This is a genomic window from Paenibacillus bovis (assembly GCF_001421015.2).
GTDB lineage: Bacteria > Bacillota > Bacilli > Paenibacillales > Paenibacillaceae > Saccharibacillus > Saccharibacillus bovis.
Map to the genome: position 1 here is coordinate 2,511,766 of NZ_CP013023.1, position 24,840 is coordinate 2,536,605.

The 24,840-nt window shown below is 45.8% G+C and carries 18 protein-coding genes; 10 read left to right on the forward strand and 8 right to left on the reverse strand.

Annotated features, from left to right (window positions below):
• Nucleotides 1-6: 6 nt before the first annotated feature.
• The 4 genes from AR543_RS10770 (at nt 7) to AR543_RS10785 (ending at nt 4,900) form a co-directional block, all read left to right on the forward strand.
• Nucleotides 7-450 carry a MarR family winged helix-turn-helix transcriptional regulator gene (locus tag AR543_RS10770; protein ID WP_060534264.1) on the forward strand — a complete coding sequence of 148 codons (444 nt, stop codon included), beginning with the start codon at nt 7-9 and terminating at the stop codon, nt 448-450.
• Nucleotides 451-901: 451 nt separating this feature from the next.
• Nucleotides 902-1,645: a type I methionyl aminopeptidase gene (gene map / locus AR543_RS10775; RefSeq protein ID WP_060534266.1), complete on the forward strand. Its 744-nt coding sequence runs from the start codon at nt 902-904 to the stop codon at nt 1,643-1,645.
• Between the two features lie 237 nt (nt 1,646-1,882).
• Nucleotides 1,883-4,240, forward strand: a complete 2,358-nt coding sequence (gene helD, locus AR543_RS10780) for an RNA polymerase recycling motor HelD (protein WP_060534268.1) — start codon at nt 1,883-1,885, stop codon at nt 4,238-4,240.
• Between the two features lie 291 nt (nt 4,241-4,531).
• Nucleotides 4,532-4,900 carry a hypothetical protein gene (locus AR543_RS10785; protein WP_060534270.1) on the forward strand — a complete coding sequence of 123 codons (369 nt, stop codon included), beginning with the start codon at nt 4,532-4,534 and terminating at the stop codon, nt 4,898-4,900.
• A 20-nt stretch (nt 4,901-4,920) separates the two neighbouring features.
• Here AR543_RS10785 and AR543_RS10790 read toward each other — a convergent pair whose 3' ends face one another.
• The gene (locus tag AR543_RS10790; protein WP_082472199.1) at nt 4,921-5,853 is read right to left on the reverse strand and encodes a helix-turn-helix transcriptional regulator; all 933 of its coding nucleotides are present in this window, start codon (nt 5,851-5,853) and stop codon (nt 4,921-4,923) included.
• A 315-nt stretch (nt 5,854-6,168) separates the two neighbouring features.
• Here AR543_RS10790 and yicI point away from each other — a divergent pair, with 315 nt between their 5' ends.
• Together yicI and AR543_RS10800 are read left to right on the forward strand one after the other, a co-directional pair.
• The gene (gene yicI, locus AR543_RS10795; protein WP_060534272.1) at nt 6,169-8,481 is read left to right on the forward strand and encodes an alpha-xylosidase; all 2,313 of its coding nucleotides are present in this window, start codon (nt 6,169-6,171) and stop codon (nt 8,479-8,481) included.
• Between the two features lie 291 nt (nt 8,482-8,772).
• Entirely contained in the window at nt 8,773-9,171 is a 399-nt protein-coding gene (locus AR543_RS10800; protein WP_060534273.1) for a GyrI-like domain-containing protein, read from the forward strand.
• Between the two features lie 138 nt (nt 9,172-9,309).
• On the opposite strand, the gene AR543_RS10805 is transcribed toward AR543_RS10800, so the two are convergent.
• The 3 genes from AR543_RS10805 to fsa form a co-directional block, all read right to left on the reverse strand.
• A complete protein-coding gene (locus tag AR543_RS10805; protein WP_060536735.1) occupies nt 9,310-10,602 on the reverse strand; it encodes an MFS transporter in 1,293 nt (430 codons plus the stop codon).
• A 32-nt stretch (nt 10,603-10,634) separates the two neighbouring features.
• Nucleotides 10,635-11,075 (reverse strand): MarR family winged helix-turn-helix transcriptional regulator, encoded by a 441-nt coding sequence (locus AR543_RS10810; RefSeq protein WP_060534275.1) that lies wholly within the window; start codon nt 11,073-11,075, stop codon nt 10,635-10,637.
• Nucleotides 11,076-11,283: 208 nt separating this feature from the next.
• Nucleotides 11,284-11,964, reverse strand: coding sequence for a fructose-6-phosphate aldolase (gene fsa / locus AR543_RS10815; protein ID WP_060534277.1), 681 nt, complete (start codon nt 11,962-11,964; stop codon nt 11,284-11,286).
• Nucleotides 11,965-12,785: 821 nt separating this feature from the next.
• On the opposite strand from fsa, the gene AR543_RS10820 reads away from it, so the two are divergent.
• The 4 genes from AR543_RS10820 (at nt 12,786) to AR543_RS10835 (ending at nt 17,180) form a co-directional block, all read left to right on the forward strand.
• Nucleotides 12,786-13,667, forward strand: a complete 882-nt coding sequence (locus tag AR543_RS10820; RefSeq protein ID WP_082472200.1) for a methyl-accepting chemotaxis protein — start codon at nt 12,786-12,788, stop codon at nt 13,665-13,667.
• Between the two features lie 188 nt (nt 13,668-13,855).
• Nucleotides 13,856-14,533, forward strand: coding sequence for a uracil-DNA glycosylase (locus AR543_RS10825; RefSeq protein WP_060534278.1), 678 nt, complete (start codon nt 13,856-13,858; stop codon nt 14,531-14,533).
• A gap of 202 nt (nt 14,534-14,735) precedes the next feature.
• Nucleotides 14,736-16,124 carry a class II fumarate hydratase gene (fumC, locus tag AR543_RS10830; protein WP_060534280.1) on the forward strand — a complete coding sequence of 463 codons (1,389 nt, stop codon included), beginning with the start codon at nt 14,736-14,738 and terminating at the stop codon, nt 16,122-16,124.
• A gap of 276 nt (nt 16,125-16,400) precedes the next feature.
• Complete coding sequence (locus AR543_RS10835) at nt 16,401-17,180, forward strand: hypothetical protein (RefSeq protein ID WP_060534282.1); 780 nt, start codon at nt 16,401-16,403, stop codon at nt 17,178-17,180.
• Between the two features lie 181 nt (nt 17,181-17,361).
• Here AR543_RS10835 and AR543_RS10840 read toward each other — a convergent pair whose 3' ends face one another.
• The 4 genes from AR543_RS10840 to AR543_RS10850 form a co-directional block, all read right to left on the reverse strand.
• On the reverse strand, nt 17,362-18,591 hold the full coding sequence (locus AR543_RS10840; RefSeq protein WP_060534285.1) for a S8 family peptidase: 1,230 nt from the start codon (nt 18,589-18,591) through the stop codon (nt 17,362-17,364).
• A gap of 302 nt (nt 18,592-18,893) precedes the next feature.
• Entirely contained in the window at nt 18,894-22,601 is a 3,708-nt protein-coding gene (locus AR543_RS10845) for a non-ribosomal peptide synthetase family protein (RefSeq protein ID WP_082472201.1), read from the reverse strand.
• A gap of 198 nt (nt 22,602-22,799) precedes the next feature.
• A complete protein-coding gene (locus AR543_RS24975; protein ID WP_335582713.1) occupies nt 22,800-23,099 on the reverse strand; it encodes a hypothetical protein in 300 nt (99 codons plus the stop codon).
• Nucleotides 23,068-24,549: a methyl-accepting chemotaxis protein gene (locus AR543_RS10850; RefSeq protein WP_335582714.1), complete on the reverse strand. Its 1,482-nt coding sequence runs from the start codon at nt 24,547-24,549 to the stop codon at nt 23,068-23,070. Before AR543_RS10850 ends, AR543_RS24975 begins: the two co-directional genes overlap by 32 nt.
• Between the last annotated feature and the right edge of the window lie 291 nt (nt 24,550-24,840).

Genomic DNA, 24,840 nt, shown 5'->3' on the forward strand with positions numbered 1-24,840 from the left:
ACGGGAATGACAACAAATGTTCCTTACGCTTTAGAAAATTCAATCGGCTACAAATTGGCAATTGCTTCACGACTGACAAACAATCGGTTAAATCAGCGGTTCAGGGATGCTGGTTATCCGGTAACCCATGAGCAATGGATCCTGATTTCCTATCTATGGAAAAGAGACGGACAGACACAGAACCGCCTCGCCCGGTTATCCCGCAAAGATCAGCCCAGTGTATCCAGACTGATCGATAACATGATCCGTCGTGGTATGGTTACGCGTGTGCCCCATCCCGATGACCGCCGTACCAATCTGATTTATCTGACCGATTACTGCCGCAGTATTCTGGATGATCTCGCTGCTAAGGCGACCCAGACGATCGAGGAAGTATTTAGTGGATTCAGTCGTGAAGAACGCGAGATTACACTGCGTCTTGTAGATCGTATTATCAAAAATATGGATTAGTCTAGATATGAAATTACAGGTATATGACTTACAGGATACTGTTATTTTTATCTGTCACATGAAATAGAGAAAAAGGTTGCTTTGACTTCTATTAAAGCATATAACAACTGAAAAACACTTCTTTTATCCTAAAATGGTTATAGTCACCAGATACCTGCAGTTCGGGTAGTGATAAAAAGGATAGAACGTAGAGCGAGTATCCTGGATTCCCGGATCATAGACCATCACTTTGAACGAGAGTGGGTAGTCTGTGATCCGGGAATTTATTTTGAATGGGCGAAAAATGGATTTCTATTGCCCAGCGTATTGTTCTGTACAGACGCTGGGCAAACGGGTGGTTCACTGTGCAAATTTTTGAATAATAAGGTATAGTAGAAGATAGTGTGAGCTTGAACAGAATGAATATAGCAGCTGTTATGCTGCTTGATGTTGAGTACAAAGGAGATTAAACATGATTGCAAAAACAGAGCAAGATATTGAAGGTTTGAAAAAAGTAGGTAAAGTCGTGGCGATTATTCGTGACGAATTGAAAAATATGGCGAAGCCGGGAGTACGCACGATTGATCTGGATCTGCGCGCTGCCGAATTATTCGAACAGTACGGTGCAGTATCCGCACCAAAAGTAACGTATGATTTCCCTGGTTATACCTGTATTAGTATTAATGAAGAGGTAGCTCACGGTATCCCGGGAGAACGTGTAATCCAGGAAGGCGATCTGGTGAATGTAGACGTCTCGGGTTCACTGGATGGGTATTTTGCCGATACGGGTGTGTCTTTTGTCGTAGGGAAAGGCGATCCGCGACTGACTGCCCTGTGCGAAGCATCGATTCAAGCATTTGACGCGGCCGCCAAAAAGATCAAAGCAGGTTCCAAACGCAGCAATGCAGGCAAAGCCAGCCATAACACAGCCCGCAAATTGGGCTTTACTGTTATCACAAATCTGACCGGACACGGCATTGGCAAATCACTGCATGATGAGCCTGAGTACATTCTGAGCTATTATGATCCTACCGATAATGATCTGTGGAAAGAAGGATCTGTTATCGCTTTTGAACCGTTCGTTTCTACCAAGGCAGAAGAAGTATTCGAAGGAAGCGATGGCTGGACACTCAAAACGGATGATGGCAGCTTTGTTGCCCAGTATGAACACACCCTGATTATTACCAAGGGCGAACCGATTATTTTGACCAAATAACCGCGCCATGATAACTAAAAAAGCCGCATGACCGAATATATTCAGTCGTGCGGCTTTGCTATTTGCAATTTATAAAAGAAAGTCGTAAAATAAAAAATGCTCTGCAAAATGGCAGAGTGTTGTAAATGAGCATATTTTAATATGATATTATCACACATTCATATAAATGTCAAATATAAATTTGAACGCCTGATTTACACCTGATTCATAAATAGACATAGACAAGGGGATGGCGGCATGGCAATAGAAGATCAAGATTGGCAAGCAGAGCAGGATCGCGTCAATGATGTAACTGCCAAGATTAACAGTAAAATCCGTGTGCTGGAGCAGCAGGTCGGCGAAAGCCGGGGCGATGTAGTCGGAATGCGTAAAGATTTCTGGGACGAAGTATCCATTAATTTCAGTGAACAGGATGATGTGGGTGAGACATCGACGAGTTTGCGTCAGCAGTCTCAGGTACTGTCCGAGCTGGAGCTGAGCCACCGTCGTTCCAGTCTGACCCTGGACAAGCTGCGTCGTCTGTCCAGTTCGCCGTATTTCGGCCGGATCGATTTTAAGGAAAAAGATGGAGGACCTACAGATCGCATTTATCTGGGTATCGGCTCCTTTCTGGATGAGAATGAAGAGGATTTTCTGATTTATGACTGGCGTGCACCGGTATCCAGTCTGTATTATGATGGTGCACCGGGACCGGCTTCGTATCGTACGCCGGTAGGGTCTATTGAAGGCGATATGGAACTGAAGCGCCAATTTGTTATCCGTGATGCGAATATCAAGGTTCTGTTTGATACCGGGGTAACGATTGGGGATGAACTGCTGCAGCAGGTACTCAGTCATACCGCCGATAACCAGATGAAAAATATCGTAGCGACTATCCAAAAAGAACAAAATAGCGTTATTCGCAATGACCGCAGCCGTATGCTGATTGTACAGGGAGCAGCAGGCAGTGGTAAAACTTCGGCAGCCCTGCAGCGTGTCGCCTATCTGCTGTATCGCTATCGCGAAAGTCTGCGCGCCGATCAGATGGTTCTGTTTTCCCCGAACTCGATGTTTAACAGCTATGTCTCGACCGTTCTGCCGGAGTTGGGTGAAGAAAATATGCTGCAGACTACGTTTCAGGCGTATCTGGAAGTTCGGATCGGACATGAATTTGATCTGGAAGATATTTTCTCGCAGATGGAATATTTGCTGGCCTGGTCGGAGGATGACGGACATCCAGTCCGTGTGCAGGGAATCCGCTACAAATCATCCGCCGAATATTTTAAGGCGATCCGTCGCTATGCTGATTTGCTGCTGCATGAAGGCATGAGCTTCCGCGCGGTTCGTTTCCAGGGACGCGAGATTGTATCCAGGCAGCAGATGCTGGATCAGTTCTACAGCTACGATCCGGCTGTAAAGCTGGGCAATCGTATTGAACTGCTGCGCGAATGGCTGCTCAAGGAAGTGAATGATTTTGGCCGCCGCGAGCGCAAGGAACCATGGGTGGAGGAGCAGATTCAGACGCTGAGTACCGATGATTATCACCGGGCCTACACGATGATGCGCCGCAAGCAGAAGAACAAATCCGTTTCCTTTGATGATTTCCAGCTGGAAGCGGAAATGGCTGCACGCATGGTTGTGAATAACTGGCTCAAGCCGCTGCGCAAATGGGTCAAACGGCTGCGCTTTATCGATCTGAGTGGTCTGTATCGCCGTTTGTTTACCGATGAACAGCTGTTTACCCGGGTTAATGGCGATACGCTGCCAGCAGGCTGGCATGAATTCGGTCCGCAGACTGTCAGCCGTATGCAAAAGGGTGAATTGGCCTACGAAGATGCTACACCGTATCTGTATCTCAAAGAGCATCTGCAGGGGTTCCGCTCGAATACATCGATCAAGCATATGATTGTGGATGAAGTGCAGGATTATTCCCCGTTCCAACTGGAATTTATGAAGCGTCTGTTCCCGAGAGCACGTATGACTGCACTGGGCGATCTGAATCAGGCGATCTACAGTCATAACTCGGTCTTCGATGAAGAAGAACCACTGCTGGAGCTGTATGGCAAAGAGAACACCGAGCTAATCCGTCTCACTCGCAGCTACCGTTCCACTTACGAGATTGTTGATTTTACGCGCCAAATGATTCCGGGCGGCGAACATATTGTTCCTTTCAATCGCCGTGGGGACAAGCCTGTTGTATCGCTGTATAATGATCGCGAAGAAATGCATCAGGAAATTGTGCGCAATATTCATCATTTGCAGCAGCAGGGTTATCAGTATACTGCGATTATCTGCAAAACCGAGAGCGAATGTACAGAAGCCTATGAAGCACTCAAGGATCAGATTACAATGCGTAAAATGACCAAAAACACGCCGATATTCGAAAAAGGTACGATCATTATTCCTGCCTATCTGGCCAAAGGCGTAGAATTCGATGCCGTTATCCTGTACGATGCTTCCCGTGATCGTTATAACCGTGAAGCCGAGCGCAAGCTGTTCTATACGGCCTGCACACGGGCCATGCATCTGCTGTATCTGTATGCGATCGAGGAGCCTACACCGCTGATTCAAGATGTAAATCCAGAAAGCTATGTATTGCAGGATTATCGCGACTGACCTGGAGCGTGCAGATCTATGCGCTGTATAAGCAGCATTGTATTTATAATGCAGATCGATAGCTACTAATGATACACGATTATAAAAGGGAGAAGGATGATTATTCATCGTTCTCCCTTTTGCATAATATTATGATATTGTACAGGATAATCCCTGCTTATATCGATAGCAACGATCCCAAAGTATGTATAGCAAGCATAATAGATCTGCAGATTCGTTAACAGCTAAATGCAATAGACAAAAAGAAATTCGTAAAAAAGCAGGGATAGAAAAAGAAAGGAACCTATTCATATGAACCAAAGACAGCGTAAGAAAATTATCCTGCAGCAGTGGATTATTGTCGAACGTATAGAGATGGACGAAGAACGGTATACACTATACGCAATAGATTTTCAGCGTCAAGGGAGATACAGCTGGTCCTGCTGGCGCAGCCAAGAAGAAATGCTGCAATTCAGAATTCCTGTCCGCTGCAAAACAGGAGGGACCCGCATCCATTATCAACCTTGCGCCAAAATCGCCAGCAAAGCCATCTGGCTGGCTCTCGATGAAGAACAGTACGAACAGCTGGAACAGCTATTTTATCAACCTCTGTCACGTAACCGCTGGCAAGCTTTTTTGCAGCATTTGAATAAGGTTCTGCCCAAGAGCCCGAGCGAATAGCTGTTGATCAATAGCATGATTTAGCTGTTCACATCCATCAGCTCTGTAATCAGTGCAGGAGTAGCTGCAGTCACCTGCTTGCGATAGCGGGAAGGGGTGCATCCGCGATGTTGTTTGAATACCGATATGAAATAGCTAAGGCTGTCGAAACCTACTTCAAGCGAGATATCTACAATCTTGCGATCGGTAGTCTCTAGCAATCGGCATGCCTGCTGGGTACGATAGCGATTAATATAGTCGACCGGACTTTTCTGGGTCAGACTTTTGAAAAAGCGGCAGAAATGCCCTTCGCTCATATTAATCAGCTCTGCCAGATCGCGAAGCCGCAGCGGCTGCTGATATTGCTGGTGAATATGTCCTAATACCAGCTTGAGGCGCTCCATTTTGTCGCTGGCTGCTGTAAAAGGAACCGGCTGATGATCCATATGCTCCATCATTAGCGAGATCATCAGATACAGATACGCTTTGGTTTTTAATTCAAAAGCAGTAGTCCGTGTTTCATTCATACGAATAATCTGCTGCAGCAGTGTCAGAAGCTCTGTCTGCCATTCCTGATCGTGGGTTAGATGAACAGGCGGCTGGATTTTCCGGCCGAGCAGCGGGTCCAAATAGCTGGCCTGTACCGTATCATAGGATGGGCTGTTAAGCAGCGACATGCCAAATACTGTTGCCGCGAAGCTGCAGGATTCCTCACCAATCTGATAAGCGGTATGAATCTCGCCGCTGTTGACGAATACAGCCTCGCCTGCTTGGACTTCATAAGCCTGTGTGCCAATCTGGAACATGGCTCTGCCGCCAGTGACGAGTATAAACTCTGGCTCCTCATGCCAGTGACATTCCAGAATCGTCTCTTCTTGCAGATCATCCATAAAATACACACTTACCGGATACATGCGGCTGCCATGAATCCGGTTTTCTTTTAACTTATCCCGGATCGGTTCAAAGCTGTTCAATTGATCTGCCTCCTGACTTCGTCTGTTTCTGTATTTATATTTATGTCCAGGTGTGTGTCTATAGTTAGGTGAAGTTCTGTTTTTGTAATTACATCAGTTTTGGCATCTTATCCATATCTGTCTGTTGTGAACCTGAATAGGCGAAACAGGATTTCAAGTGGTATACAGATGGGATATCAAAATCCTGCTACTATTCATCAAAATAAAAGAAGAAAAGCGCTTTCTTAATCAATATTATTATACATAGATCAAGATTACACAAGTGTTCATCAGATAGGGATGACTAAATACAGGTTTTGATGGAGGGAATTATTCATGAAATTCACAGATGGTTACTGGCAAATCCGTAAAGGCTACCATATGCAGCATCCTGTCGATATCCGTGATATTGTACGCAAGGATAACGAAGTTACTCTGTATGCAGCAACCAAACGCATCGAACGCAAGGGGGATACCCTGAATGGCGCACTGATCAAAGCTACGCTGAGCTCGCCTATCCCCAATGTAATCAAAGTAACGTTCAATCACCATAAAGGCGGTCTGAATCTGGCACCACAGTTCGAACTGGCCCAGCAGGATCATAATCTGGTCATTCAGGACGACGAGCAGGCACTGACTTTGAAGAGCGGAGAACTGAAAGCTACCGTTACCAAAAATACAGGCTGGAATATCAGCTTTGATTATAATGAGCGTCATCTGACCGGCAGTGTACATAAAGGACCGGGTTATATCAATGGACCGGAAGACAGTATCTTTTTCCGTGAGCAGTTGGAGCTGGGTGTAGGCGAGTATATTTACGGACTTGGTGAGCGCTTTACTCCCTTTGTGAAAAATGGACAGACCGTGGATATCTGGAACGAGGATGGCGGTACGAGCAGTGAGCAAGCGTACAAAAATATTCCGTTCTATCTGTCGAGTAAAGGTTACGGTGTATTCGTAAATCATCCGGAAAAAGTATCCTACGAGATCGCTTCCGAGAATGTATCCAAAGTACAGTTCAGTGTAGAAGGCGAGACGCTGGAGTATTTTATTATCGGCGGCAGCAATCCTAAGGAAGTACTGGATAACTATACGACGCTGACCGGCAAACCGGCACTGCCTCCGGCATGGACATTCGGTCTGTGGCTGACGACTTCCTTTACGACCGATTATGATGAAGCGACTGTGAATCATTTTGTAGATGGTATGGCCGAGCGGGATCTTCCATTATCTGTTTTTCATTTTGACTGCTTCTGGATGCGTGAGTACCAGTGGTGTGATTTCAAATGGGATGAGCGCATGTTCCCCGATCCGGAAGGCATGCTAAAACGCCTCAAAGACAAAGGTCTCAAAATCTGCGCCTGGATCAATCCGTATATTGCCGAGAAATCCTATCTGTTCGATGAAGGTATGGAGAATGGCTATCTGGTCAAACGCAAAGATGGCAGCGTATGGCAGTGGGATCTGTGGCAGGCAGGCATGGGGCTGGTGGACTTTACCAACCCGGCAGCAGTGGACTGGTACAAAAGCAAGCTGAAAGTGCTGGTTGATCAAGGCGTGGATTCTTTTAAAACCGACTTTGGCGAGCGGATTCCGACCGATGTTGTCTATTACGATGGGTCTGATCCGGTGAAAATGCATAACTACTATACATTCTTGTATAACAAGGTGGTATTCGAACTGCTCGAAGAAAGCCTGGGTAAAAATGAAGCTGCACTGTTCGCTCGCTCGGCAACAGTAGGCGGACAACAATTCCCTGTTCACTGGGGTGGAGACTGTTCGTCCACATTCGAATCGATGGCAGAATCGCTGCGTGGTGGTCTGTCCCTCGGCGTGTCGGGATTTGGATTCTGGAGTCATGATATCTCCGGATTCGAAATGACCGCAGCACCTGCTGTCTACAAACGCTGGGTACAATTCGGTATGCTGTCTTCCCACAGTCGTCTGCATGGTAATGAATCCTATCGTGTGCCATGGCTGTTCGATGAGGAATCGGTCGATGTGCTGCGCAAATTTACCAAGCTAAAATGCCGTCTGATGCCGTATCTGTTCGATGCAGCGGTTACTGCTTCGGAACAGGGGACACCAATGATGCGTCCGATGGTACTGGATTATTATCAGGACCCTGCGACTCACATGCTAGATCGTCAGTACATGTTCGGTGATTCCCTGCTGGTCGCTCCGATCTTCAACGCTGAAGGTGCTGCATCCTACTATGTACCGGAAGGGCAATGGACCAATCTGCTGACTGGCGCTGTTGTGCAGGGCGGACGCTGGTACAATGAGACCTACGATTATATGAATATGCCGGTACTGGTGAAGCCGGGCAGCATTATTGCTATGGGCCTGGAAGACAGCAAGCCGGACTATGATTATACCGATGGTGTGGAACTGCATGTCTATGGACTGGAAGAAGGACAGAGCTCTGCGATTCGTCTGGTACGGATCAATGGAGAGCATGCTGCCGACGTTACAGCAGTTCGCCAGAATGGCACTATCGAAGTATCGGCTTCAGGTACATTGACCAACTGGTCTGTCGTACTGCACGGCATCGAGAATGCTGCTTCTGTACAGGGTGCATCCCAAGCTGCAGGCGAACAAGGCCCAGTCTTCAAAGCAGAAAGCGACAAAATCACGATCACACTGTAAATAAAGATAATAATCGCATAATGAATGCAGTAGTACATACTGCAGGATAGCAATAATACGATAGATCCCTAATAAGTAGTGAACCGACGGCTGTGGAGTATGTAACCTCTACAGCCGTTTTTTGATATCCATATATTCCAACGCAGTAGACTCAACATCTTATTTGGTAATATTTGAAATGAAAGAACATTCGTTCTATAATGATGACAGCATTATGAAATATAGACATACTACGTTATTTACATAATTTTCATCGGTCATAATGCCAGTTTATACACAAAGGAGAGTATAATGAGACTGCAAAAAATCCAAAGTACACGTACAAATAACTTCAAAGACGAACAAATGCTGGAGAAAATTCAGGGAGTATGGCAGGAGTCACAGCCGCATCTGACACAGCAGGGAGCGGTATATGGTGTCTACCATGAATATGAGAGCGATTATAAAGGGGATTACTCTTTGACGATCGCCATAGAGACTGCTCATGAAGATACTAATAATCTGGAAATATCCGCCTCAGCAGTGTATCAGGTATTTCCGGTAGATGCAGCGGATGAACAGGGCGTGATCAAAGCGTGGAAAAAGATCTGGCAGCTGGAGGAAGAAGGCAGTCTGCAGCGCGCGTATACGCTGGATTATGAGAAATACGATACCGATGGTACCAAAGCTATTCATATTGCCTTAAAATAACGAGCTGTTCTATTCCTATTATGTATAAAAAACACTCCTAACCGTATGGTAGGAGTGTTTTTTGAAATTCACTATTTGCCTATTTTATGTTGTATCCAGTATTGCCGGATATATCTTTTATAAAGGATACAAAATACATTACTTAATCTTGATATGCACACTCTGACTCTGGGCAGGCGTACCTTTTGCTTTTACCATATACAGAATACCCACAACGATATAAAGCACGATAAACAAAGCGGAGAATCGGTACATGGAGGTGTAGCTGGTCATACTGGCTACCGTACCCAGAATCATGGCTCCTAGTGCTACCCCGAGATCCAGGGAATTCAGGAACATGCCGTTAGCCATTCCGCGCTGATGCGGACTAACGACCTGAATCATCCAGGTCTGCATCGTTGGCTGCAGGGCGCCCCAGCCTATACCATAGCAGAGTGCTGCGCCGAATAGTCCAAGGGTAGAGTGGGCAAAGGATAATAACACCAGTCCCAGAATCAGCATAATCGCGCCCGGAACGACCAGTGCTTTCGGTCCTTTGCTATCATAGATTTTACCGGAGAAGGGACGAACAAGAATAACCGCCAGCGCATTAAACAGGAAAAAGTATCCCGGATTGGCGATACCCGCTTCTCCGCCGAACAGGGCGATAAAGCTGACCAGTCCACCATACGTAAGTGACATCAGGAAATTCAGTAGACTTGGCAGCAGCAGCTTTTTCTCGAACTTGGATATTGTTGGTTTGGATTCCACCGGTGAGGAGACAGTGTCACTCACCACTCGTGAATTTGCTGCGCTCGCTTCATTGATCCGGGCCTGCTTTTTCTGACCGGCAATCAGCTTGTAGGCCAGTGGGAAAAGAATGACGATAAACAGTGAGCCAATCGCCACCAGCGGGGTGAATCCGTATTGCTTCTCAATCCACATCCCAATCAGCGGTCCCATCGACATGGAGATTGTAGTGGATAGTCCAAAGTAGCCCATACCTTCACCCATCCGGTTGCGCGGAATAATATCCGATACCATCGTCGGGAAGGTGGTACTGTACATACCGAAGCCAAAGCCGAAAATAACACGCATCACAAGCAGGGCAATAATAGTCGCACTAAAATAATAACCGACTGTTCCGAACAGCGCGATAGCCAGACCGCCAAATAGAATAATATTGCGCTTGCCCAGCTCCAGCGCTTTGGCAGAGAAGAGGCGGGAAATAATCGCAGCCAGTGCCATCAGACTGGTACAGAGACTTACATAAAAATCTCCCGCATGAAAATGCTCGCGCATATACAGCGGAAGAGAAGACAGAATCATATGCAGATTCAGAAAAACAAGCAAATTACAAGCTGTCAGTATCAAAAATTCTTTGGTCCATAAACGAGCAACAGGAGAATCCTGCTGCTCGTTGGTAGATGAAGCCAGGTTGGTACGTTCCATTTGTTCCATAGTATTCATTTCTCTCCATTTCTCTATTCCAGATGACTCGAATGTTCTTCCAGGCGGGAGCGCAGTTCACGCAGCAGCTCATGCAGCTGGTCCATTTGCTCCGCAGTGACCAGGGAAGCGATCTTGTCATTATGTTCTTTCTCCAGTTCATGGGCTTTTTCCATTAGCTGGCGGCCTTCTGCATTGGGATATACGAGAAAAGCCCGGCGATCCTGCGGATCAATTTCTTTGCGGATCAGATTTTTGCGGTGAAGCACGTCCAGAATACGCGCAGTCGTCGGCTGATCCTTATACGCATGGGAAGCCAGTTCTTTCTGGTTCATTCCTTCACGTGCACAGATATAATAGAGGATGCTCCATTGCTCCGGTGTAATATCGTATTCTTTTAGACGACTTGCAAACATATTGCTTACTTTACGGTATGTGCTGCCAAGCAGAAATCCGATCGAATCCAATTCTTTCATACTGCAGCTCCTTTCAAGATTAAATTTCATATTTTAAATAGTAAGCAGCTTAAATAAAATAGATGTTAATGCAATTATAATTAAAGCAACTAAATTTTTCAATAGAAAAAGCGAGAATCATTACGATTCCCGCTTTTGGTGTGTGGTTTCATATATACTATATCGGAAGATAAGATCCAATAAGTTACATTTTTAAATAAAAATTTACTTATTTGGAGCCTGCTTCTTCTTTTACTGCTTCTTTTGCTTGTGGAACAGTTTCCCAGTCTTTCAGGAAGCGCTCGATACCGCTGTCTGTCAGTGGGTGTTTCCACAGTGTAGGTACCAGTGTACCAGGGATAGTAGAGATGTGTGCACCAGCCAGTGCTGCTTCTCTTACGTGCTCCAGGTTACGGATACTTGCTGCGATGATTTCGGATTCCAGACCATAAGTGTCCAGGATTTGACGCAGGTCACGGATGAGCTGCATGCCATCGATACCGATATCATCCAGCCGGCCTACGAATGGGCTGATGAATGTAGCGCCAGCTTTGGCAGCCATCAGACCTTGAGCCGGTGTGAAGATCAGAGTTACGTTTGTTTTGATGCCTTCTTTGGAAAGCTGGTTACAAGCGTACAGACCTTCTTCAGTCATAGGCAGTTTGATAACGATGTTTGGTGCCCATTTTGCAATCTCGTGAGCTTCTTTCAACATACCTTCAGCGTCAAGGCTAACAACCTCAGCACTTACCGGTCCGTCGATGATTGCACAGATCTCGTCGATTACATCTTTAAATACGCGACCTTCTTTGGCGATCAGGGAAGGGTTAGTGGTTACACCGTCTACGATTCCCAAGCGGGCAATACGTTTGATTTCCTCAATGTTACCTGTGTCCAAGAAAAATTTCATTTCTCTTTTCCTCCTCAGTGGATATATATAGTGTATAGCGCCTAAGCATAATTGCAACTTGCCAGCGACATCATCAACTGCGCTATCGGGAGATGCATATGTGTACATTACCCATTACCATACATATGTACACCCAATACCAGATGTTTATTTGTCCGTACAAATCGCTTAAAAATTATTACTATATTTAGTTTTTACCACAATTCCAAACTTCACACAATGGGTCCAACAGGTTTTGACCTTCGCTTTACAACCATTCAAAGATAAACCCAAATCGATATGTTGATTTATGATGTTTAAATAATCAACATATAGTAGCAAAAATCGATTATTAATGTCAAAATGAGACTTTCAAAAGAGGTAAAAAATATTTTTAAATTTTTTAGTTTATCGATATGTAAATGACTTTATTGTCTTCTAAATGGGATATGATAAAAAGTTCATATTCTTTTTTGACGAGCCTAAATATCATTTTGCAGAGACAGATCGAAATATAGTGACGCTATTTATCAACAGGATGACAGGTAAAGGAAAGATTACATACAAAGTCCTATACACTTTTAGACGGCCTCAGCCTTCCCAAGCAACATTGATCTTTGAAAACGCTATCTATAGTTACTTTTGCCTAGAATGTACAGGTGGGGTAATGACTTCAACCCTAAACTTTAATATCTTAGCTATTCATTTATGATCCTGTCTGGACGAAATTAAATTAAGGGCTATTTTATCGAATCCAAACAGCAGCCATATTGCCTGATTCCCTATTTACTGGCAGCAGCTGAACAGGATATAAGCATATATGATGGAGGAATGAATAACAGATGGCTATGAATTATAAGAACGAATCCCAGGAATTTGCTTCAGGAAATGAAATGAATATTGTGGATATGGTTGTAGAATGCATGAAATATTTTGAGCATGTCGTAGGCGATGACCTGATGCTCGGTGTAACGGATCTCAAAGAATTCAAGTATTACAAACCTGCCAAGGAACTGGATCTGAAGCTAAAAGGAACGCCAATTTCCTCAGACGATCCCAACCTCAATAATGCACTGCGCAATGGTAAAATCTCCGTTAGTCGTGTCCCGGCATCCGCCTACGGATTTGCACTGGATGCGACTTCTGTTCCACTGAAAGACAAACAAGGCAACATCGTAGGAGCGATCGCTTCTGCCTATACCCTGCAGCACAATGAATTTATGTCCAATGTAACCGTAGAAATCGAGAAAATCAGCAACCAGCTGAGTGATATGGTCCAGCTGATCGCCGCACAATCCCAGCAATTGTCTGCTACCACTGCCGAGATTCAGAGCAATACAAGCAAAGCGGTAGAGAACTCCAAGGAAGTCAATCAGGTAGCCGGTTTTATTCGCGAAATCTCGGAACAGACCAACCTGCTTGGACTGAACGCTGCTATCGAGGCTGCGCGTGTCGGCGAAGCTGGCGCCGGATTCGGCGTTGTTGCTTCCGAAGTGCGCAAGTTGTCTGTTGATACCAAAAATGCTACCCAGAATATCGAAAGTTCGCTGGGCGGCGTACAGCAGTCTATTTTGCAAATGGAAAAAGAAATCTCGGCTATTGCCGTTTCCTCCAATGAGCAGGCACAGCTAGTGAATGAATTCAGCGAAGTGGTCAGCAACCTGAACAGCGTCAGCCGCGATTTCAAAAAGTTCATGGATACCTTCCTCAAATCCCGTCTGTAATCGGATCGCAATACCGTAATATGTCAGTATGCCGAACAGCCCTTTCTTTGGTAGAAAGGGCTGTTTGTGTGTCTGCTTTTGGAAATTGGCTGGATATGTTTTAATAATACATAGAAGAATCTTGCCAAAAAGGACTTTGCCATATTGAATATGACCACTGGCAATCTGTACAGCAAAGGAGGCTGAAAATGAGCAAAACGATTTTTCGTAACGATTGGGCAGAAGTGCTGGAGTCGGAACTGAATCAGCCGTACTATCTGGAACTGCGACAATTTCTGGCTCAGGAGTACCGTACTCAGACGATCTATCCGGATATGTATGATATCTATAATGCGCTCCATTATACGTCTCTGGCTTCGACACGGGTCGTTATTCTTGGACAGGACCCGTATCATGGGCCGGGGCAGGCGCATGGACTCAGCTTCTCGGTCAAGCCGGGTGTAGCTGTACCGCCTTCTCTACATAATATCTACCAGGAGCTGCATGAGGATCTGGGTTGTCCGGTACCTGCACACGGCTCGTTGATTCACTGGGCGGAGCAGGGCGTACTGCTGCTGAATGCGGTGCTTACCGTACGCAGGGGGCAGGCCGCATCGCACCAGAACAAAGGCTGGGAGCCTTTTACCGATCGCGTAGTGGAGGCGGTGAATATGCGGGAGGAACCGGCGGTATTTATTCTCTGGGGCAGCCATGCGCAGCGTAAAGGCGCTAATATTGATCGCAATAAACATTTGGTGATTACTTCACCGCATCCGAGTCCGTTATCTGCGCATCGGGGATTTTTTGGTAGTCATCCTTTTTCCAAAGCCAATCATTTTCTGGAGTCGCATGGAATGCAGCCGATCGACTGGTGTATTCCCGATTAAAGAAAAACAAGCTCAAACTGCTATCCAAAACACTGGCAAACAAGATGCAGTGATTTTGCAGTGTGCCGGACAAGAATGGATAGTACCATTTATGTAAAATTGGTGGATTTTTAGAGCATGTAAGCGTTACAATTATAAAGGCTTATAAGCACAGCGATTACAACAATTACAGATGATTCGATCCAAAGGAGGATTCACTCAAGTGGAATACCGTGTGGAGAAGGATACAATTGGTGAAATTAATGTCCCTGCCGATAAATTGTGGGGAGCACAGACACAGCGCAGCAAAGAAAATTTCAAAATCGGTGGCGAACGTATGCCGATTCAGGTCATTTATGCTTTTGCTATTCTCAAGAAAAGTGCTGCTCTGGCGAATGAAAAGCTGGGCAAGCTGTCTGCCGACAAAGCAGATGCTATCGTGAAAGCGGCCGATGAGATTCTGACCGGACAATGGGACGAGCATTTCCCGCTCGTAGTATGGCAGACAGGTAGCGGTACCCAGTCCAATATGAACGTAAATGAAGTGATCGCTCACCGGGGCAATCAGCTGCTGGAGGAAGCGGGCAAAACCGATCGCCTTCATCCTAATGATGATGTAAACATGTCCCAGAGCTCCAATGATACATTCCCGACAGCTCTGCATGTAGCCGGTGTACTGGCTGTCGAGGATGTGCTGCTGCCGGCGATTGCCCGTCTGCAGGAGACATTGCAGCAAAAAGCGACCGAATTTATGGATCTGATCAAAATCGGACGTACCCATCTGCAGGATGCTACTCCATTGACATTGGGCCAGGAAATCAGCGGCTGGGAGACCATGCTGCACAAAAGCAGCCGTATGATCAATACCAGCACAGCAGAAATGAAAGAATTGGCGATTGGTGGTACAGCGGTAGGTACAGGCATCAATGCCCATCCGGATTTTGGCCGTCTGGTCGCAGCCAACATCTCTGAACTAACCGGTAAGCTGTTTGTCTCGGCGCCAAACAAGTTCCATGCACTGACCAGTCATGACGAAGTAGTATATGCTCATGGTGCACTGAAAGCACTGGCAGCCGATCTGATGAAAATTGCCAATGATGTGCGCTGGTTGGCAAGTGGTCCACGCAGCGGTCTGGGCGAACTGACGATTCCTGCCAATGAGCCGGGCAGTTCGATCATGCCGGGTAAAGTCAATCCGACCCAATCCGAGGCGATGACGATGGTGGTAACCCAGGTAATGGGTAATGATGCGACGATTGGTTTTGCAGCCAGCCAGGGTAACTTTGAGCTGAATGTATTCAAGCCGGTAATCATTTACAATTTCCTGCAATCAGTGCAACTGTTGGCTGATTCCATTGTATCGTTCAATGACCACTGTGCTGTCGGTATCGAAGCGAATACAGAGCAAATCCAGCACAATCTGGATAACTCCCTGATGCTGGTTACAGCACTGAATCCGCATATCGGTTATGAAAATGCAGCGAAAATTGCCAAGCATGCACATAAGGAAGGACTGTCACTCAAGGAAGCAACGCTGCAAAGTGGTTTGCTGACCGAAGAGCAGTTCAATGAGTATGTCGATCCATCCAAAATGATCCATCCCAAAGCGTAAATATACTTCTGGCAGGCAGAGACGATTTGCCGGTCAAGACAGGTATAATCCATTTGCATTTAAAGGTAGGTACAACAGGTCTTATCCACTGCGATAAGGCCTGTTTGTTGTGGGATAGACAGGACGCTGTCACAAAATATCAACAGATCCAGGCTGGAATCAGACACATTCTGCTCACAATCCCTTGCCAAAACACGTACTGTTCATATACAATGATTTTAATAATTAATAATGATAATCATTATCAATTAGAAGATGGATAGAAGGAGGTTCATAATGAGTATCTTTTCAGATAATCTATCGCAATGGAGTGAACATCTGCAGCAGCATCCTTCCGTACTGGGAGTTCTGCTGAGAGGCACTGAAATATACAGTATCAATAGTACAGCAGGATCTGAAGTCATGATTATAATCACGGATGAAGAGTTCGAACAGCGTCTGCAAAAAGGCTCTCTGCATTACCGGGAAAACGAGCAGGAAGGTGTTATTGTACAGGGGATAAACGGCCGGTATATTTCGCCCGGCTATATGGATAAAGTAGCGCGTTTTGGCAGTGAACCGGCTCGGGCAGCTTTTATGGAAGTCGTCATTGTATTCTCACGCCTGTCCGATTTGCGAAGCCGCATCAATGATATTACCGAATATCCCGTGCAGCAAAAGCAGGATAATATTAATCGTTTTTATGCCCAGTTTGAAGCCTGGTACCAGGAATGCTGTAAAGCCCTTATAACGGAGGAGGCTTATCTGCTCCGTCAGTCAGTTATGAATCTGGTTCTGTTTGGAGGCAGGCTTATTCTGGCTCATAATGAAATGTTGTATCCCGGTCACAAATGGCTTATACATACACTGGAATATGCTCGCAAAAAGCCGGATGGACTGCTGAAGACAATAGGTGAGCTAATGACAGAGCCGTCCAGAAGCTCGCTGGAGCTGTTATATCGGCAGGTCATGGAATATCATGATTGGGTATGTGAAGACCTGAATTGGACCGATTATGTGATTATGGACAATGAATTACAGTGGATGGGCAGAAATGTATCGGTCGGAGAAATCTAAAATGACTCTGGATCAGGACGAAATTTCTTGGATGATCACGGCAACTGGAGAGATCGCTAAGAGAAAAAGAAAGGTAACATAGAGCCCATCCTGATCAATATGCTGCTGCATAATAACGGTGAATATAAAAGAGCTGCTTTCCTTTGGTGGAAAGCAGCTCTTCTTATAGGATATGAAGCTATTATTTGGAAGCAGGAATAATCGATTGATCGAATAGATGGTTGAAGCTGATCATTCCATAGCCGTACAGATTATCCTTGCCTGGCTGACCAAGATCGATACTGCTTTTCTCAATAGCTGCACGCAGCTGCGCATTGGTCAGTTCGGGATGAGCCTGCTTGAGCACAGCAGCCATTCCGGTTACAAAAGGAGCTGCCACTGATGTACCGTTGCGAAGCTCGTACTTGCCGTTGCTGGCTGTACTTACGATGCTCACCCCAGGTGCTGCCACATCTGCTTCCGGACCGCTGGCAGAGAAGCTGGCACGCTGCAGTGTATCATCTACAGCAGTAACTGCGATAACCTGATCAGCAGCTTTGGCAGGGTATTCAATCGTATCCGTAGATGCATCAGCGGTGCCTTTATTGCCTGCAGCAGCAATCAGCAGAATGCCTTTGGCTTCAGCTGCATTAATCATCTGTTCTACAGCTGGAGAGTTTTGAGGGAAAGCGATCGACATATTCACGATATCCATACGATTCTGAATCGCCCAGTTAATACCTTTGGCAAGATCTTCGGTAGAGCCATTGCCTTTGCTGTCCAGAATCTTGACGCCATAGATTTGGGCATCCGGCGCTTCGCCGATCAGGCCGCTGCCGTTATCCTGTGCACCGATCACACCGGCAATAAATGTACCATGACCATTATCATCAGCATAAGAAGAAGTATAGTTCACTACAGAAGCACCACCGGCAATTTTTAGCTCGGGATGAGCGGAGATGCCTGTATCGAGGATAGCTACCTTGACCCCTTTACCGGTATAGCCTGCCTGAAGAGGAATCTGTGCGTCGATCATGCCGTATCCCCAGGAAGCCTGCTCATTGGGTTTGACAGTTACTGCTTTGACCGTTGGAGCAAATGCCTGAGCTGCAGAGGCATATACTTCATTCGGCTGGATCCTGGTAATTCCGCGTTGGCGGGATAATTGTTCCTTTTGTGCAGCAGTCAGATCGACAGCAGCCATTTGAAGCTGATCCATCATTGTTACATCTGCAGGGACAATTTGGTTAATCGCCTGTTTGCCAGTTTCGCCGGAATAGGCGACCAGGTAGCGTTGTGTAGATGCTGAAGCCGGAGTTGTTGTAGAATTGGAAATAAGGGAAGGCAGCAGCAAAGCTGAAAGCAGTGGAAGAACTGCTGCTGCAGTAATCGTCGATTTTTTAAATTGGCGCATCTTTTGAATCAGTTTCATGTGAGTCTATCTCCTCAATTAAATTAGGTATAAAGTCTTTATTTTTCATATATTACCCATATTTTTGCTAAGTGACTAACATAATAATAACATTTTTCGACAATATTTACAACTTATTATTATGAATGTATTATTTTGTCGTATTATGTAATATATCGGTAGGTAATAATGCAAAATGTACATAAAGCAGCTATTTTAAATTATTAATCTGCAATTTGATCCAAACGTATAGTATACAAAAACCCTGACAATCAAGCAGTCAGGGTTTTTGTATTTAATTTATATTAAACAAAAGAAAATATTTATACAACTTCGTTAATGTGAGCTACCTTGGTCTCTATCATAACCGGAGCAGGGAAGTAACCAATATTGGCTGCATAGCTCAGCATCGCCGCAATAAATTGACGATCCGGTGCTGCACAGTAAATGCCGGCTTGCTCCAGGATAGCTGCTGTTGCTGGATTGGCAAGACGATACGGAGAGTCTTTGGCGCCATCGCCTTCGAGCTGTGCCATGGCAAGCTGCATAGCTTCAGCCGGTTTGATCGTTGTTGGGTCCAGCAGCCATGCTTCATATTCTTCTGGACGTACAGTATCTACAATATAGCCGGATTCATTAATCAGGGCAATCAACTCCGCATACGGAATCTGCTGTGGATTACAGATATGGAAGATACGGCCAGCAGTATCCTCTTGCAGTGCCAGATGAATAACCGATTTGCCTGCATAATCAATTGGAGTAAAGTCCATCCATTGATTGACAGCTGGTGTTTTGCCCAGCAGCAGCATGGCTTTGATCATCCGGTACATCGCATTGCTGTCAATATTGCGCTGGAAGCTGCCGCTGATCGAATGGCTGGACAGATTACCTGCACGATAAATATTAACCGGAATCCCGCGCTCACCAGCTGCAATAACCAATTTCTCGGCTTCCAGCTTGCTGTTGGTATACAGATTAGTAGCCTGCAGATCCTCGGAAAGGTAGCCCTGCTCAATTACTTTATCCCATTTGCCTTCCAGTGACAGATCTTCCGGAATACCCATCGTCGAAATATGATGGAAGCGAACACCCGGACGTTTGCTGGCAATCTCCAGCAGTTCGGCTGTCGACAGAATATTGGATTTTTTGAATTGCTCGGCATCACCAAAATGTCGTACATCGGCTGCACTGTGGATAATAGCATCCGTGTTCTCGGTCAGCATCAGATAATCGGCATCGCTGAGACCGAGACGTGCTGCTTCAAGGTCGCCTTCTACGACAGTGACACGCTCTTCAAACCCATTCAGGATACTGCGTCCAAAATACAGTTCCATCGTGGATTTGAGGCGATCCATGCTGCTGGCATTGCCGGATTTGCGTACCAGGGCATATACATGTGCTTCACTTTGCTGCAGCAGTTCATACAGCAGGTAAGAGCCAAGGTAGCCGGTTGCACCGGTAATGAGTACATGAGAAGCTGTGCGAAGAGCCGGAAGAGTCTCGCCTTTGATCATCTCTGGATATTCCACCAGATCGGTCAATTCACGGATCGGCAGCAATTCTACATTTGCGGATTCATTGGCTTCCTGCTCTACAGCACAGACAGCCAGACCGGCAATCGTCTTGTGTTCAAAAAAGTCGGCAATTTTCAGTCCCGGATAATGCGGCTTCAGCAGAACGAGTACATGAATAACATGCAGGGAATCGCCACCGATCGAGAAGAAGTCGTCATGGATGCCAATCTCCTGCTTGTTCAGTACCTGTGCCCATGCATCGGCAATTCGCTGCTGGGTTTCATTTTGCGGTGCTACATAGCCGGCAGGTTGTTCCTGCACTTCGGTATTCGGATAGGCGATCAGCTTTTTGCGTTCAGCCTTGCCGGTAGGAGAAATAGGCATAACATCCAGCTGGCAGATAAACCGCGGTACAAAATACGAAGGCAGACGGTCGGACAGGAATTGCTTGATTGCTGCTGGAGATAGCAGGCTGCCATCCTGAGTAGTAAAGTAGGCGACCAGCATATTCTGATTGGAGCTGTCTTTTTTGGCGACAACTACAGCATCCTGGATATTTTCATATTTATTCAGATTATCTTCGATTTCTCCGATTTCAATACGGTGTCCACGGATTTTGATCTGGGAATCACTGCGGCCCACATATTCGATAGTACCATCTGGCAGAAGCTTCGCCAGATCACCGGAACGATATAACAGTTCATTCTCACGCTCGGGATGAGGCAGGAAAGCAGCTGCAGTTTTGTCCGGCTGGTTCAGGTACCCTCTGGCGATACCGATAGTGGAAATATACATTTCGCCCGGTACGCCTACTGGAGCGAGCTGCTGATGTTCATTCATGATATAGATCTGGTAATTGTGAATAGGACGTCCGATCGGCACATTCACTACATCCTCGGGCAGCAGTTCGCTGACTTTGTGCATAGTGGCACATACCGTACATTCGGTAGGACCATAGGCATTGACAACATGGACCGGACTGCCGAAGTTCTGCTGGAAAGCACGAACACGTTCGCCATACAATGCTTCTCCGGCTACAGCAAGCAGTCGAAGGCTAGCCAGATTACGGTATCCTTCTTCCGTAAGATAGGCAGAGAGTTGATTGAAAAATACAGTCGGCAATGCGGTCACAATAGTCGATTGGGTACGATGGATAGCAGCAGCGAATTCTTCGATAGATACCCGCTCATCTGCATCCAACATATACATATGCGCCCCGTGGAACAGTGGAGCAATCGTATCCCATACCGAGCCGTCAAAGCTATAGCTGGCAAACTGCGCCATTATATCTTCCGGCGTGATAGCAAATTGTTCTTTGAGAATCTGTCCAAGGTTTACTACACCGCGATGTGCGATCAGTGTGCCTTTGGGTTTGCCTGTCGATCCTGAAGTATAGATCACATAAGCCAGATCATCCGGCTGCACATCTACATTCGGATTGTTCACTGTCGTAGGACCTGTTGAAGAATTCACATATTCAATGCTGATAATTCCGCGCATAGCAGCAATACCGGCAGTCAGTTCATGGACTTTGTTATAGTGGCTATGCTGGGTTACTACAAATGCAGAGCGTGTATCCTGCATAATATAGTGGTTACGATCATCCGGATGGGACGGATCGACCGGTACATAGACACCGCCTGCTTTCATGATGCCGAGCAGACTGATTACACTGTAGATGCTGCGATCGAGGAACATGGTAACAAATTCCCCTTTTTGCAGTCCCTGATTAAGCAGAAGATTCGCTACCTGGTTAGCCCGTTCATTTAACTGGCGATAGGTATAAGTGGTATCTCTGAAGCTCACAGCTGAATGATCAGGATAAAGATGAGCCGCCTGTTCAAAGGAGCCATGATATGTCTGGGATTCATCATAAGGTGCGTTTGTGCTGTTCAATGCGTTATAAAGTACCTGATCTTCGGCGCTGAGTATATCGACCGCCCCGACAGGCAGTGAAGAATCGGCAATCAGCCCTTCCAGCAGACGTACATAATAAGCAGAGAAGCGGGCGATTGTCGCAGGTTTGAACAGGGAATCATTATATTCGATAACCACGGTCAGGGAAGAAGGACGTTCTTCGATCGCCCAGTTGATAAGCTGTCCCGGTTGAGCCGGAATGGTCAGACCGAAACTGAATACGGTCTCGCTCTGTACCGGAGCAGGTGATTTCTCGCCTGCCAGTTGATCATATACCTGCTTGACCATGTGCTGGAAGCCTGGTGATTCTTCAAAAGACAATGTGACAGGGAGGGTACCGCTGGCAGATGCAAATAAAGCGGAAGTCTCCTGTTCGGCAGACATGCGATGAATCCAGCCAAGATAGCCAGTTAGCAATACGGCTTCTTTTTCCATAGGATCATTCAGCTGGTGGATATAGTCAGCAATAGACTGACCCAGATCAAAGCGATGGATGGCAAATGTATCCTTTTGCCATTGTCTGGAGTTGTCCAGCGGAATCTGTAGGGCTGGCAGTTGGGTCGAAGTAGTTAGTAGATTCACAATTTCCGGTTGGGACATGATAATCTCTCCTTGGTTTGACAAATATGTGCAGTGATAAAGCACAGTTATTGTATTACAGCAATATGAATGCAAGATGGACAAAGGGTGAGCTATATATAGCTTATATAATTTATATAGCCAATAGGGCTTGAAAAGAAATGCCTTCCACAAAATATGGAGGGCATTCTTTTCAGGCTATGGCGGAATCAACAGTAATTAATCGACTTTGCGTACATGGAAGTGCGAGATCAGTTCTTGCAGCTGTTCTGCCATTGTAGACAACTGGTTGGCTGCGTCGGAAGTAGATACAACCGTCGCTTTTTGGCTTTCTACGTGCTCGGATACTTTGGCACTGTTGGCTGCTGCGGCTGCAGCTGTAGACTTCAGGTTCTCTGTTGTAGCGGTCATTTCTTCGGTACCTGCAGAGATTTCTTGTGTAGCACTGGAAATGTCCTGAATCTGTTCGGTTACTTTTTTGGTTGCATCATGGATATCGGCAAACAGTTTGGTTAGCAATAGACATACCGTGTTCCACTTCAAGTGTTCCTTTTTTCATGGAAGTTACGGCATTTTGGATCTCGGTCTGAATCTCGGCGATCAGGGAGCTGATCTGGTTGGCAGACTCGGAAGACTGTTCAGCCAGCTTACGAACTTCACCGGCAACGACTGCAAATCCTTTACCGTGTTCACCGACACGTGCCGCTTCGATCGATGCATTCAGTGCGAGCAGGTTGGTCTGACCGGAGATTCCGGTAATGATACCGAGAATATTGCCAATCTCCTGAGAGCGGCTTTCCAGCAGTTCAACAGCTTTGGCAGTCTCGTGTACCGACTCGGAGATCAGGGACATCTGGTTGGTTACTTCATTAACGACTTCATTACCTTTGGCAGACTTCTGTTCCATCGCATAAGCTTCATCCGATACATTGGAAGAGTTGCGTGCGATTGTATGAATAACAGTGGATACTTCAGTCATAGACTTAGCTGTATCTTCGGTAGCGGATTCCTGATATTTCATGCCATCTGCAATTTCCTGAATATTGGAAATCAGAGTCAGGGAACGGCTGCTGTGATCGGAAGCACTGTCCATCAGCATTTTCGCAGATTCGGTTACCTGCTTGGAAGCGGACTGTACATTGACGATAACGCCGTTCATTTTGGCTACCATTTCATTGAACTTATGATTGATAATACCGAGGTCATCGGTACCAGTCTTGATATGAATATCGAGATTTCCTTTGCTCACTTCTTCAATACCACGAATCAGTTCACGGATTGGAGACAGCGTTTTGCGTACGATAAAGAATTGTACCAGGAAGATCAGGATCAGGAAGATTACCATGATAGTAATACCACGTACCAGCAGCTGATGAAGGCCATCCGGTACTGCACTTGCATCGGCATCAACGCCAAAGTAAGCGAAGATTTCACCGTTGGAGTTTTTGATTGGATACAGAATCGTTGTCCAGAGTCCGAAATCATCGGAGTAGAAGCTTGTAAAAGTGGTCTGGCCGGTTGCCATCATTTCTTTTACACCATTTACAATCGTTTCTGGTTGCTCATACAGATCGCCGATATTCATTTTGCCTTCTTTGAGGGCTTCCATCAGCTTGGTTGGAACGGCTACGAGAGAAGTCTGGTTACCGTTAGCCAGTTCAGTACCGAATACATAGGCTTGAGCAATATTCGGATTGTATTTATTAACATTATCCAGATAGGAGCGAAGTTCGCTTTGAGTGGCGCCTTCGTAACTTTTTTCGGTCATGGCCTGTTGAACTTGTTGAGCGGTAATGCCCTGTGCAAATGTGTCGGTTACGGCCTGAATCTGTCCATGCAGCTGATCAATCAGAATCGTCTTCTGGGTAAAGTAACTGCTCACCAGCAAGATAACACCGATCAGTAAAATGTTAATTGCCGAGATTAATAGGTTTTTCGTGAAAAAGGATAAACTGCTTATCTTCTTCAATTCTCTCACTCCTGTTTGAGGTAATAAAATCAATATAACAAGGTCTTTGTGGACAAAGACTCCGTAAACATGGTGTGCGACGATACAGATCCAATACCAGCTAAGTTGTTTAGGTATTTTGAACCATTGATAATCAAGTAAATTTTTACAAGATTGCCTTCTATTGCAAGAATAGACCGGACGTGTAGCTAACGTGCACAAAATAATATGTCGGAAATTGTTGTCTAATATGTTATAGCACAAGGTAAATTTATTTTTGGATAAAATATAGTTCTAATAGCATGGTCTTTT

What these genes read in the sequence shown, in the direction of transcription:
- yicI (WP_060534272.1), top strand. Translation starts at nt 6,169, where the DNA reads ATGAAATTCACAGATGGTTACTGGCAAATCCGTAAAGGCTACCATATG.
- AR543_RS10800 (WP_060534273.1), top strand. Translation starts at nt 8,773, where the DNA reads ATGAGACTGCAAAAAATCCAAAGTACACGTACAAATAACTTCAAAGAC.
- AR543_RS10785 (WP_060534270.1), top strand. Translation starts at nt 4,532, where the DNA reads ATGAACCAAAGACAGCGTAAGAAAATTATCCTGCAGCAGTGGATTATT.
- AR543_RS10845 (WP_082472201.1), bottom strand. Translation starts at nt 22,601, where the DNA reads ATGTCCCAACCGGAAATTGTGAATCTACTAACTACTTCGACCCAACTG.
- AR543_RS10825 (WP_060534278.1), top strand. Translation starts at nt 13,856, where the DNA reads ATGAGCAAAACGATTTTTCGTAACGATTGGGCAGAAGTGCTGGAGTCG.
- AR543_RS10835 (WP_060534282.1), top strand. Translation starts at nt 16,401, where the DNA reads ATGAGTATCTTTTCAGATAATCTATCGCAATGGAGTGAACATCTGCAG.
- map (WP_060534266.1), top strand. Translation starts at nt 902, where the DNA reads ATGATTGCAAAAACAGAGCAAGATATTGAAGGTTTGAAAAAAGTAGGT.
- fsa (WP_060534277.1), bottom strand. Translation starts at nt 11,964, where the DNA reads ATGAAATTTTTCTTGGACACAGGTAACATTGAGGAAATCAAACGTATT.
- AR543_RS10840 (WP_060534285.1), bottom strand. Translation starts at nt 18,591, where the DNA reads ATGAAACTGATTCAAAAGATGCGCCAATTTAAAAAATCGACGATTACT.
- AR543_RS10770 (WP_060534264.1), top strand. Translation starts at nt 7, where the DNA reads ATGACAACAAATGTTCCTTACGCTTTAGAAAATTCAATCGGCTACAAA.
- AR543_RS10810 (WP_060534275.1), bottom strand. Translation starts at nt 11,075, where the DNA reads ATGAAAGAATTGGATTCGATCGGATTTCTGCTTGGCAGCACATACCGT.
- AR543_RS10820 (WP_082472200.1), top strand. Translation starts at nt 12,786, where the DNA reads ATGGCTATGAATTATAAGAACGAATCCCAGGAATTTGCTTCAGGAAAT.
- helD (WP_060534268.1), top strand. Translation starts at nt 1,883, where the DNA reads ATGGCAATAGAAGATCAAGATTGGCAAGCAGAGCAGGATCGCGTCAAT.
- AR543_RS10805 (WP_060536735.1), bottom strand. Translation starts at nt 10,602, where the DNA reads ATGGAACGTACCAACCTGGCTTCATCTACCAACGAGCAGCAGGATTCT.